Annotated in this window: 12 protein-coding genes; 8 read left to right on the top strand and 4 right to left on the bottom strand. The window is 31.1% G+C overall.

Features of this window, described 5'->3' with window-relative positions; all coding sequences use genetic code 11:
• Positions 1–2 precede the first annotated feature (2 nt).
• Positions 3–773: an ABC transporter permease gene (locus LQ677_RS10405; RefSeq protein ID WP_058611102.1), complete on the top strand. Its 771-nt coding sequence runs from the start codon at positions 3–5 to the stop codon at positions 771–773.
• 48 nt (positions 774–821) lie between these two features.
• Here LQ677_RS10405 and LQ677_RS10400 read toward each other — a convergent pair whose 3' ends face one another.
• Positions 822–1,796, bottom strand: coding sequence for a metal-dependent hydrolase (locus LQ677_RS10400; protein WP_025907185.1), 975 nt, complete (start codon positions 1,794–1,796; stop codon positions 822–824).
• 93 nt (positions 1,797–1,889) lie between these two features.
• On the opposite strand from LQ677_RS10400, the gene mutY reads away from it, so the two are divergent.
• The 4 genes from mutY to LQ677_RS10380 all read left to right on the top strand — a co-directional run bounded on the left by mutY (position 1,890) and on the right by LQ677_RS10380 (position 7,009).
• Entirely contained in the window at positions 1,890–2,921 is a 1,032-nt protein-coding gene (gene mutY / locus LQ677_RS10395; protein ID WP_159315341.1) for an A/G-specific adenine glycosylase, read from the top strand.
• A gap of 79 nt (positions 2,922–3,000) precedes the next feature.
• Entirely contained in the window at positions 3,001–3,549 is a 549-nt protein-coding gene (gene ntdP, locus LQ677_RS10390; protein ID WP_025907189.1) for a nucleoside tri-diphosphate phosphatase, read from the top strand.
• Between the two features lie 67 nt (positions 3,550–3,616).
• Positions 3,617–5,356 carry an ABC transporter ATP-binding protein gene (locus LQ677_RS10385; protein WP_037590537.1) on the top strand — a complete coding sequence of 580 codons (1,740 nt, stop codon included), beginning with the start codon at positions 3,617–3,619 and terminating at the stop codon, positions 5,354–5,356.
• A 66-nt stretch (positions 5,357–5,422) separates the two neighbouring features.
• Positions 5,423–7,009 carry an FMN-binding glutamate synthase family protein gene (locus LQ677_RS10380; RefSeq protein WP_191835836.1) on the top strand — a complete coding sequence of 529 codons (1,587 nt, stop codon included), beginning with the start codon at positions 5,423–5,425 and terminating at the stop codon, positions 7,007–7,009.
• Positions 7,010–7,045: 36 nt separating this feature from the next.
• Here LQ677_RS10380 and LQ677_RS10375 read toward each other — a convergent pair whose 3' ends face one another.
• Both LQ677_RS10375 and LQ677_RS10370 read right to left on the bottom strand, forming a co-directional pair.
• The gene (locus LQ677_RS10375) at positions 7,046–8,140 is read right to left on the bottom strand and encodes an FUSC family protein (RefSeq protein ID WP_191835837.1); all 1,095 of its coding nucleotides are present in this window, start codon (positions 8,138–8,140) and stop codon (positions 7,046–7,048) included.
• A gap of 95 nt (positions 8,141–8,235) precedes the next feature.
• Positions 8,236–9,522: a glutamate-1-semialdehyde 2,1-aminomutase gene (locus LQ677_RS10370; protein ID WP_191835838.1), complete on the bottom strand. Its 1,287-nt coding sequence runs from the start codon at positions 9,520–9,522 to the stop codon at positions 8,236–8,238.
• Positions 9,523–9,606: 84 nt separating this feature from the next.
• On the opposite strand from LQ677_RS10370, the gene bcp reads away from it, so the two are divergent.
• The 3 genes from bcp (at position 9,607) to perR (ending at position 11,555) form a co-directional block, all read left to right on the top strand.
• A complete protein-coding gene (gene bcp / locus LQ677_RS10365; RefSeq protein ID WP_037590541.1) occupies positions 9,607–10,065 on the top strand; it encodes a thioredoxin-dependent thiol peroxidase in 459 nt (152 codons plus the stop codon).
• A gap of 5 nt (positions 10,066–10,070) precedes the next feature.
• Positions 10,071–11,024, top strand: coding sequence for a phosphoglycerate dehydrogenase (locus LQ677_RS10360; RefSeq protein WP_239748820.1), 954 nt, complete (start codon positions 10,071–10,073; stop codon positions 11,022–11,024).
• A 78-nt stretch (positions 11,025–11,102) separates the two neighbouring features.
• A complete protein-coding gene (gene perR / locus LQ677_RS10355; protein WP_025907200.1) occupies positions 11,103–11,555 on the top strand; it encodes a peroxide-responsive transcriptional repressor PerR in 453 nt (150 codons plus the stop codon).
• A 25-nt stretch (positions 11,556–11,580) separates the two neighbouring features.
• Here the strand turns inward: perR and LQ677_RS10350 are convergent, their stop codons facing one another.
• The gene (locus tag LQ677_RS10350) at positions 11,581–12,021 is read right to left on the bottom strand and encodes a YgzB family protein (RefSeq protein ID WP_037590543.1); all 441 of its coding nucleotides are present in this window, start codon (positions 12,019–12,021) and stop codon (positions 11,581–11,583) included.
• Between the last annotated feature and the right edge of the window lie 456 nt (positions 12,022–12,477).

Here is a 12,477-nt window from a genome sequence, read left to right as displayed (position 1 = left end):
ATATGAACGAATTATTTGAACAACATATTAAACATTTTCCACATATGCTTAAATATTGCTTCTATGAAGTTAAAACTCATTATAAATATTATGTATCTGCTTTTGCTATCATGTTAGTATTATTGATCTTCACATATTTGAAGTTATGGATTACTGATGCGATAGATGTACAACAATCAACGTCTTATTATAAATTGATTGGCTTTTTCGCTTACATGTGGGTCTTTTTATCACTTTTCAATTCTGAAAAGACAGTCAGAAAGCAAGGAGCACTTTATAATAGATTATCAGTACCGTACTATGTTGGTGCTTCTTCACAAGTATTTTTAACGATGATTATGTTCTTGATTGTTGTAACACTTACTGGTATAGTTTCAACATTTTCGACATCAAATTTAATCGAAATTAATCATTTAGGATTTTTCTATTATTTAGTGATGGCATACATATTACTTGTACCAGTAGCATCTATTATCGGCGTGTTTGGTAAATATGTATATTCTGCAAGGTTTATCGTTTTCGGATTATTGATTGTATTATTATTTGTCGTACCGATATTGTATGTACCTAATAATATGTATGCAGTTTGGGTCAATGTCTTAAAACTCAATCCATTATTCTATATTATTAATGGGTTCCAACAATCAATGGTGTTAGGTAACGCATCCGTTACGAATTTGCCATATCATATTCTGTTCTATTTTGAAGTAGCATTTATCTATTTAGCTTGGATCAATATTAATAAAGCTTATAAAACTGAATACTTTAAATAAAAAAATTAAGGCTGAGATGATTTAATCGTCTCAGCCTTAATTGTATTTCTAAGCTTCAAGTTTTTTCATTAATTTTTCTTCGGTAAATACCCAACCGATATATGAGTTTGTCACTTTCATATCATCATCTAAATGTAGTATAGCTACAAATGGGTAATGACCATTCTTCAAATATCTTAAATCAATAAATCTTAGTTCTGTTGTTTTTTTATCTATTCTTGTAACTTCCCATCGATAAATAGAACTGAAACTTAAGAAAGATCTTAAATTCTCATCATATTTAGCATAAGCCATTATATGGTCATTCGGGAATGCTTGTCTTTTGAATACATCATTAAATGCTACGTTACGACCATAACTACGTCCAACATAATCATGTGTTTCAGTTTGAATGGCAATACGCCATTCCATAAAACGTATTGTCGGTGCAACAAATATTTTAACGGGATTATCTTCTTGTTGTATTTGTTTTAAAGCTTGGTCTTTTATCGCTTTTTGTAATATGAATCGCACAATATAATAGAATATTAACAAGAAGTATAATGTACCAAAAGCAATGCCAGCATTAACACCGAGTGTCCAGAACAGTATGGCAACTAAGTGTGCTACAAAAATAATGGGGTCAAACGTATTAATAATACTTAATTGAATCCATTTATTAGATATCGGTCTAAGCGCCTGTGTACCATATGAATTAAAAATATCTACAAAAACATGAAAGAATACGGCAAATTGCGTCCATAACCAAATATGCAAGACATCTACTCCTGGAAAGATAACGAATATTAGAAACGTTAATATTAAAGGCCATAATAATGTAAAAGGTATTGAATGAGTGATACCTCTATGGTTTTTAACATATATCGCATTATTTTTTAATTTTAATACTGTATCAATATCAGGTATTTGTGATCCAACCATTATACCAGTTGCCACTGCAGCAAATGTAGGTGTAACATGTGGATCTAATGTTGCAAGACCAGTTAACGCAACACCCATAACAACGTGTGTACCAGTATCCATAAAAATCACCACTTTACTTTAATCTATATGATATATATTATATAGCATATGCATAGTAATCTGAAAGCAATTCACAAGAAAGTAGTGTCATAAATGATAGAAACGAAACAATTTAAAGACGATTTGCTTAATTGGTTTCATAAAAATAAACGACAAATGCCGTGGAGAGAAACATCAAATCCATATTATATTTGGTTAAGTGAAGTAATGTTGCAACAAACACAAGTTAATACTGTTCGACCATATTACAAAGCATTTATTGAGCGTTTTCCAACTATAGAAAGTTTGAGTGAAGCAAACGAAGAAGATGTACTTAAATATTGGGAGGGTTTAGGTTATTATTCTAGGGTTAGAAATTTTCAAGAAGCGGTTAAAGAAGTTCACCATAGTTATCACGGAGTAGTACCAGATAACCCTGATGATTTTAAAAAGTTAAAAGGTGTCGGCCCATATACAAATGCAGCAGTTATGAGTATCGTGCATAATCATCCGATACCAGCAGTTGATGGCAATGTGTTAAGAGTGTGGAGTAGATTGACTGGTAATGACAGTGATATAGCTGCACCGAAGACGAAAAAATTATATGAAGATGAATTACAGCCATTTGTAGAAGAACATTCTGGAGATTTTAATCAAGCAATGATGGAATTAGGAGCAACCATTTGTACACCTAAAAAGACTTTGTGTATTATGTGCCCTGTTCAAAAACATTGTTATGCTTTTGCTAATGGTATAGTGGATGAATTACCGGTTAAAAAGAAAAAAATAAAGAAAAAGACAATTGATTTTAACGTATTATATATCACGAATCGTTCTGGAGAGATATTAGTACGCCAAAGAGATACGAAATTATTAAATGGCATGTGGGAGTTTCCAATGTTTGAGGCTGATGAAAGTATACACAGCATTGAAGAAACTTTAGATGCAGTTATAGATATTGATCAAACACCTGAATATACTACTAAGCATGTTTTTACACATATGACATGGAATATGAATGTATACCGTGCGCATACTCAAAAAAGTGATTTTGATTACCCATATAAATGGATTAAAAAAGAAGAAAAAGAACAGTTATCATTTTCAACATCTATGAGTAAGATTTTTAATCAACTCAATGGATAATGATAAGAAACATAATTTTAGCTTATTTATTTAAATATGATATAATAACTTGGTAAATATTTAAAAGGTGGTGTGGAACATGGTCAAAGAATCCATACCAAAAGAAGGCCAAGTAATTAAAATACAAAGTTATAAACATGATGGTAATATACATCGTGTGTGGTCTGAAACAACAATTCTTAAAGGTACGAGTCATGTTATTATCGGTGGGAATAATCGTACACTCGTAACAGAAAGTGATGGTAGAACTTGGGTAACAAGGGAACCAGCGATTGTTTATTTCCATTCAGAATATTGGTTTAACGTCATTTGTATGTTCCGCGAAGACGGTGTTTATTATTATTGTAATTTATCATCACCATTTGTTTGTGATGAAGAAGCGATTAAATATATCGATTATGATTTAGACATTAAAGTTTATCCAAGCGGCAAATATCATTTGTTGGATGAAGATGAGTATAAACAACATATGAAACAAATGAATTATCCTAAAGACATTGATGTAATACTTAGAAGAAATGTTGATATTCTACAACAATGGATTGAACGCAAGAAAGGACCATTTGCGCCAGACTTTATTAAAGTTTGGCAAGAAAGATTTCATTCAATTGATAGACGTAATTCTTGAGAATGAAAATATCACAGCCTAGCTAAAGCTAGGCTGTTTCGTTTGGACTAAGATTGGGGGAACAATAATGATTAAAAGGTATTTACAATTTGTAAAACCATACAAGTGGCATATTGTAGGTACGATTATCATTGGAATTTTAAAATTTGGTATCCCGTTATTACTTCCATTACTGATTAAATATGTAATCGATGATGTCATTAATAATGGTGCACTATCAATTGGACAAAAAACAGAAAAATTAACATATGCAATGTTAATTATGGGATTCATATTTGTTGTACTAAGACCACCTATAGAATACTTCAGACAATATTTAGCACAATGGACATCTAATAAAATTCTGTATGATATTCGTAAAAAATTATACACACATTTACAGGCATTAAGCTCAAGATTTTATGCTAATAATAAAGCAGGGGAAGTTATATCACGCGTGATTAATGACGTTGAACAAACTAAAGACTTTATCCTTACAGGACTTATGAACGTTTGGTTAGATTTAGTGACTATCGTCATCGCATTAAGTATTATGTTTGTTTTAGATATTAAATTAACATTTACAGCAATTGCGATTTTCCCAGTATTTATATTTAGTATTTATTACTTCTTCGGAAAATTACGTAGTTTAACGAGAAGAAGATCGCAAAGTTTAGCAGAACTTCAAGGATTTCTTCATGAACGTGTTTCAGGGATGTCTGTTATTAAAAGTTTTGCTATTGAAAAAAATGAAGAAAAACGATTTGATAAAAGAAACCAAAACTTCTTAACTAAAGCAACTGATCATACGAAATGGAATGCTAAATCATTTGCAGTTATTAATACAGTTACAGATATTGGTCCATTATTAGTAGTAGGTATCGGTGGTTTTCTTGTTATTCAAGGGAATTTAACTGTTGGGACATTAGCAGCATTTGTAGCATATCTTGAACAGTTATACGGACCTTTAAGAAGATTGGTTTCATCATCTACAACTTTAACGCAAAGTATCGCTTCAATGGACAGAGTATTTCATTTGTTTGATGAAAAATATGATGTCAAAAATGAAGATGACGCACAAGACATTGTCATTAAAGAAGGGCACATTACGTTTGATGACGTATCATTTAAATATAATGATTATGAAGATGAAGTGCTTAAACATATTAATTTAGATATTAATAAAGGTGAAACCGTCGCATTTGTAGGTATGAGTGGTGGCGGTAAATCGACACTTATTAGTTTACTGCCTAGATTCTATGATGTGACAAAAGGTAGTATTAGTATTGATAATCATAACGTTAAAGATTTCACAACTGAAAGTCTCAGAAATCAAGTAGGTATGGTTGAACAAGATAATATTTTATTCTCTGATTCTATTAAAGAAAATATTTTATTAGGTAAACCGGATGCATCTGATGAAGAAGTTATAGAGGCTAGTAAAAAAGCGAATGCACATGACTTTATTATGTCATTGCCAAATGGTTATGATACAGAGGTCGGCGAACGTGGTGTAAAATTATCAGGTGGACAAAAACAAAGAGTTTCTATTGCAAGAATATTCTTGAATAACCCTCCTGTATTAGTACTTGATGAAGCGACGAGTGCACTTGATTTAGAAAGTGAAAAAATTATTCAAGATGCACTTGAAATATTAAGTACTGAAAGAACGACTTTAATAGTTGCACATAGATTATCAACAATTACACATGCGGATAAAATAGTTGTTATTCAAAATGGACAAATTGAAGAAGTTGGTTCACACAAAGAATTAATGGCAGCACAAGGAAGTTATTACAACTTATATAATATTCAATCATTCGGGTAAAATTACAACACCCCCTCATTCTATGCTATTATTAATTTAATAGAGATAGACTGAGGGGGAATTTTTATGACTTTTTTAAGCATACTACAATTGATTGTGAATATTTTATTCTTTGTCATCATTATTGGTGGTATTATTGCCTGTATTTCTTTGTATGTTATAGATAAAAGGCAAAAGCATCATAGTGTATTAAGAAATTACCCGGTACTTGGTAGAGTGAGATACTTTTTAGAAAGTATAGGACCAGAACTTAGACAGTACTTAATATTAAATGACAATGCTGGAAAACCATTTTCAAGAAAGCAATATTTAAATATCGTCATGCCAGGTAAATATAAAAATAGAATCGAAAGTTTTGGATCGTTGAGAAAATTTGAAGAGCCAGGATTTTATTTACAAAATACAATGTTTCCAGTGGACCATGATGAATTAGAAATTAACCAAGATGAACAAATGTCTACTTTTATTTATGAAATTTCTAATGAAGGACTTTTTGATCGTAAAGAAGAACAGAAACAAAAAGATGTTGATCCATATAAATTAACAACAGATAACCAGATAATTATAGGTGGTGACTTAAAACATCCATTTATCGTTAATAGATTGGTTGGACAATCAGGTATGAGTTATGGTGCACTAGGTAAAAATGCGATTACTGCATTGTCAAAAGGATTAGGCAGAAGCGGTTCATGGATGAATACAGGAGAAGGAGGATTAAGTGATCATCATTTAAGTGGAGAATGTGATATCATCTTTCAAATAGGACCAGGTTTATTTGGTGTTCGAGATAAAGAAGGTAATTTCGATGAGAAAGAATTTATTGAAAAAGCCAATATGAAACAAGTTAAGGCATTTGAATTAAAGTTAGCGCAAGGTGCCAAAACGAGAGGTGGACATATTGAAGGAGCAAAAGTAACAGAAGAAATTGCTGAAATTAGAAATGTAACGCCTTTTGAAACAGTTAACTCACCTAATAGATTTGAGTTTCTTCATAATAATAAAGAGTTGTTACAATTTGTTCAGAAGTTAAGAGAACTATCTGACAAACCAGTTGGCATAAAAATAGTTGTCGGAAACATAAATGATTTAAAGAAATTAATACATGAAATGGTATCATCAAACATTATTCCTGATTTTATTACTGTCGATGGTGGAGAAGGTGGAACAGGTGCGACTTATCAAGAACTTGTAGATACTGTTGGTTTGCCATTATTTTCAGCATTACCAATATTAGATGTTGAACTTAAAAAATTTAAAATAAGAGATAAAGTGAAAGTATTTGCATCTGGAAAACTTATCACACCTGATCAAATTGCTATTGCTTTAGCGTTAGGTGCAGATCTCGTTAATGTAGCAAGAAGTTTAATGATTAATGTAGGTTGTATTATGGCTCAACAATGTCATACAAATAATTGCCCTGTAGGTGTAGCTACTACAGATCCAAAAAAAGAATCTGCTTTAGTTGTATCAGAAAAAGAATACAGAGTTTCAAATTATATTGTGAGTTTACATGAAGGGTTATTTAATTTAGCTGCTGCAGTAGGTGTGAAAAGTCCTAATCAAATAAATGAAAACCATTTATTATATAGAAGTGCTAATGGAAATGTCATGAATGTTAATCAATATAAAAAATCCATATATAAAGAGAATTAAAAATAGACCTGAACAGATAACTGTTCAGGTCTATTTTTATAAATCAAAATCTTCATCTTCAATTTGAATGTCGCTATCTTCTGGATGGTATTTGAAATAACTAGAAGATAATTTGTCTAAATGTAAAATAGTCGCTTTATAATCTAACATAGCTGAAATAACTTGCATGACGTTCTCAATATAGTAATCTTCTTGATCAGGATTTTCCATAATATCTTTAATGAATATTTCCATTAAATCTTCTTTATAAGGTTCTACTAAATAATCAGGAACTTGATCAATTTCGTGTTTAGCTTTTTGTGATATCCTTACTAATATTTGTTCATGCTGCGCCATCAGTTCATCCAGTTCAAACTTCATTTGTACTTTGAGATCATCATTTAAGTTATGAATATCGTTTTCGTAACGATTCATTTTTCTTAAAACTTCGTATGCTCTGCGTGTTGATGCAATAATCTCTTTGAAAAGAATCTTCTTACGCATTTGACTAAAAGCTTGTTTCTTTGTGTAGGCTCTTTCTTCTTTATAATATAAATAAAATTGTTCAAGCTTTACGATACGTGTTCTGATTGTTTCTAAATCTTGCTTTACGTAGTTAAATTCAGTTGTACCATTTAACACTAATCTAAACCATTTAAATATATCAGTAGAAATATTGAGTGAGTTATAATACATTTTAGTTTCGAATTTCGGTGGTAAAAACGTAAAGTTAACAAGGAAAGCACTTAAAACACCAATCATAACTAAGACGAAACGATAGAATGCAGAGATATAGAAATCTCCTTCATGATGTCCAAGTATGATTAAAGCTGTAACAACTGCTAAGTTAGAAACATGTTGTAGATTAAATTTGTAAAGTATTGAAATAATGATAATCGCTGTTAAACCGATAAATACAACATTGTTACCAAATATAGAGAATATGGTAACAGCTGTAATCGCACCAATCACATTACCTTGAAATTGTTCTACAATCGTTTTGAACGAACGATAGACACTTGGTTGCATGGCGACCATTGCAGCAACACCAGCTATTGATGTTATCATTGCTGGTCCTGGCAGTAAATTAGCTATAAATATTGCTAGGACAATCGCGATACCAGTTTTAAATATTCTTGCCCCAAATTTCATAAAACCATTCCTTTTTGTTTTTAAAACAGGGTTGTAACAAATATCACAAGCCTAGTATATATTGGTTATACAACGTTTTGGCTAACTTTTCAAGTTTATAATTGAGAGAAAGCGTAATCAACTGCATTTAATGTTTGACTTATGTCTTCTTCAGTATGTTCAGTTGTTAAGAACCATGCTTCATATTTAGAAGGTGCTAAATTAATACCTTGATTTAACATTAACTTAAAGAATTTTGCGAACTGTTCACCGTCAGTATTTTCCGCTTGAACATAATTTTCAACTTTTTCGTCTGTAAAGTAAAGAGTTAAAGCACCTTTGATTCGATTAACTGTTGCTTTAACGTTATGTTTTTTAATTAATTCCAATAAACCTTCTTCTAATTGTTGACCTAATTGATCCAATTTATCGTAAACACCAGGTTGTTCCAATATTTCTAATAAAGCAATTCCAGCTCTCATAGAAAGTGGGTTACCCGCCATTGTACCTGCTTGGTATGCTGGACCAAGTGGTGCAACATGTTCCATGATTTCTTGACGTCCTCCGTATGCACCGATTGGTAAGCCGCCTCCAATAACTTTACCAAATGCAGTTAAGTCAGGATAAACGCCTAATAAATCTTGTGCAGCACCGTAATGGAATCTAAATGCTGTAATAACTTCATCATAAATCACTAAACCACCGTATTGATGTGTTACTTCATTTACTGCTTCTAAAAAGCCTTCTTTAGGCTCAACCATACCGAAGTTTCCGACGATTGGTTCTACTAATACACCAGCAACTTGATCGCCCCAATGTTCCATAGCTTCTTTAAATGAATCTATATCATTAAAAGGAACTGTAATAACTTCTTGCGCTACACTTTTCGGTACACCAGCAGAATCAGGTGTGCCAAGTTGAGATGGACCACTTCCTGCAGCAACAAGCACTAAGTCAGAATGTCCGTGATAACATCCAGCGAATTTAATGATTTTATCTCGCTTAGTATATGCACGTGCAACTCTAATAGTTGTCATAACAGCTTCAGTACCTGAGTTTACAAATCTGATTTTTTCTAGCGATGGAATAGCGTTACGTAGTTTTTTAGCAAAAGTAATTTCATATTCAGTAGGTGTACCGAATAATACACCATCTTCAGCTGCAGCTTTAATGGCTTCTGTTATATGTGGATGTGCATGTCCAGCTATGATTGGTCCATATGCTTGAAGATAGTCAATATATTTATTACCATCAACATCGTAAAAATACGCACCTTTACCTTTTTGCATAACTACAGGAGCGCCACCACCTACAGCTTTATATGAACGAGATGGTGAATTGACACCACCAAGAATATATTCATTTGAAAGTGTTTGTAAGTACTCACTTTTTGTAAATTCCATATTATCAACCTCTTTTAATTTAATTATTTTCATTTATATCGTATCATAAAATTAAACATCTATCGTTTATAAGGAGTGTAAAATATGATACAAATTGGTGAAAAATTTCCGGATTTCAAGTTGAAAAATCAAAATGGTGAATTAATTAGTAATGAGGACTTAAAGGGATCTAAAGTCGTTGTTTATTTTTACCCTAGAGATAATACACCGACATGTACGACAGAAGCATGTGATTTTAGAGATAATTTAGAAGATTTTAATGAATTAAATACGAAAGTTTATGGTATTAGTGGAGATAGTGAAAAGAAACATGCTAATTTTTCTAATAAACATAATTTGAATTTTGATTTACTAGTAGATGAAGATTATAAGCTTTCTGAAGAAGTAGGCGTATATCAATTGAAGAAATCATTTGGTAAAGAATCAATGGGGATCGTTAGAACGACTTTTGTGTTAGATGAAGAAGGTACTGTCATACATAAAATTGACAAAGTAAAAGTTAAAACTCAAATTGAAGACTTAAAAAACTTTATAAAGGAATGATATAAATGAAAGTCGTTACTTTAATGAGGCTAAAAGAACAAGAAGAGAGACTAAAAGAAACATTTCCTAATGTAGATTTTAAATTTTATAAACATCCGAATGAAGCACGTGATGAAGATTTAGAAGATGTTGATGTATTAGTTAGTTATCATGGAGAAGTGAATCCTTCATTTTTAGATAAATGTAAGAATATCAAACTAATCGCATGGTTTGCTACAGGGGTGAATCAATTACCTCTAGGTTACATTCAAGATAGAGGAATTAAATTGACTAATGCAAGAGGGGTACATGCCATTCAAATCGCTGAATTTATTTTTGCATATATTCTAAATGATATTAAACTATTTAGTACTTCATATGAGTCTCAAAAGAAACGTGAATTTAATCATAAGCTTAAACCTGATTCAATAAATGAAAAGACTATTCTATTTTTAGGTACAGGCAAGATTCCGCAAAGAACTGCTGAAGTTGCTAAAGTATTTAATATGAAGGTTATTGGTATAAATACAACTGGACATGATGTTCCTGGGTTTGATGAAGTTTATTCTATAGAAGAAAGACGTCATGTATATCATAAAGCTGACTTTGTTGTGAATGTATTACCTGAAACAGAAGATACGATACATTTATTACAGAAAGAAGACTTTAAACTTATGAATGAAGATACACATTTTATAAATGTAGGTAGAGGTACTGTCGTATCAGAAAGTGTCTTATATGAAGCCTTGGATAATAAAGAAATTAGATATGCATCTTTAGATGTATTTGAAGAGGAACCATTACCTGAAAACTCTAGACTATATGATTTAGATAATGTGTTTATCACAGCTCATATTACAGGTAATGATCTTAACAATTTAAAGAGAAGTACAGATATTCTAATTGAAAATCTCAAACATATTGAAAATTATGAGTCAGATAAGTTAATAAACATTGTTAACTCAGAAGCGGGATACTGATTAATTGTTTGACAAAATGCTACTAAAAGGGATATATTATAAATAATAATCATTATAAATTAGAAGGTGGGTGTAAGGATGCAACAAAATATTGAGAATGTTGAACATATGTTAGACGATGCAATTGGTACTTTAAGAAGTACTGGTGTTCGAATTACACCACAACGTCAATCGATACTTCAATATTTAATCGAAACAGATAGTCATCCTACTGCTGATGAAATTTATCAGTCACTTTCACCACAATTTCCAAATATGAGTGTTGCTACAGTTTATAATAACTTAAAAGTTTTTAAAGAAACTGGGCTTGTTAAAGAATTAACATACGGTGACGCTTCAAGTCGTTTTGATTTTGAAACACATAATCACTATCATATTATCTGTGATCAATGTGGTAAGATATCTGATTTTCATTATCCACGATTAGATGAAGTAGAGCAATTGGCACAACATGTCACTAGTTTTTCAGTAACGCACCACAGAATGGAAATATATGGTGTTTGTCCAGAATGTCAAAATAAGAATAAATAAAACAAAAAGCTAAAGGCGGATGCCTTTAGCTTTTTTTCTTTTCTTCAGTATGTTCTTCAGTTTGCTGTTCTTCTAATTTCTTAGATTTGCGCTTATTATTATAATCTTGATTAAAGGCTTTACCCTCTAAATTCTTATCTAATGTAAGAGGTTGATTACAATTAGCACAAATATCTGCTCGTCCTAACATTTTTGTATAATGATCACAGTTTGGACATTGCACTTGTATAGTACGAGAACTCAACATGCCAATCCAAAAGTAAACTATAAATGAAAGACCAAGAGCTAACATTCCTAAAACTAAGAATATACTAAATACAATTTGGCTCTTAAAATAGTAAAAGAAGAATACACCTATGTACATAACAATCATACCTAAGAAGATTAATCCTAATGCAAAAGATCTAATTCTATTTATTTTACTAGTAGGTTTTTTGCGAAATAGCTTCAAATCTATTCCCTCCATACTTATTAATACTGATAAAGTATAGCATAATTTCTATTAAAATATATAGTCCCTAATAAAGCGAAATAATACACAATTTTGTTTATATAAATCGTTGACGTATAGTATATATCTTGATATTATATAAAAGTCGTCAAAACAGACAGACATCGCAAAATAAAATGATTGTTAAAAAGGTTAATAAAGTGTAAATTTAACGCTTGAAATTAACTAAATAACAATGTAATATAAATTATGCAAGTTGATTGAAACGGAAACGACCACTTGAAAAGCTGAGTCAAACCGAACAAAACAAATTATTATTTTTTAAAAATAATACTTGACTTGATATTTAATAACTAGTATAATTGTTTCTTGTAGCGATTAAAATGAACATTGAAAACTGAATGACAATATGTCAACGTTAATTCCAATAATTGAGTACTGAAAGTACTTCAGAGTGATTGGCTTAACCAA

This window comes from Mammaliicoccus sp. Q-M61 (assembly GCF_022386055.1).
Classification (GTDB): domain Bacteria; phylum Bacillota; class Bacilli; order Staphylococcales; family Staphylococcaceae; genus Mammaliicoccus; species Mammaliicoccus sciuri_A.
The sequence above is the reverse complement of the archived record's forward strand: the minus strand, read 5'-3'. Positions and strand labels throughout refer to the sequence as shown.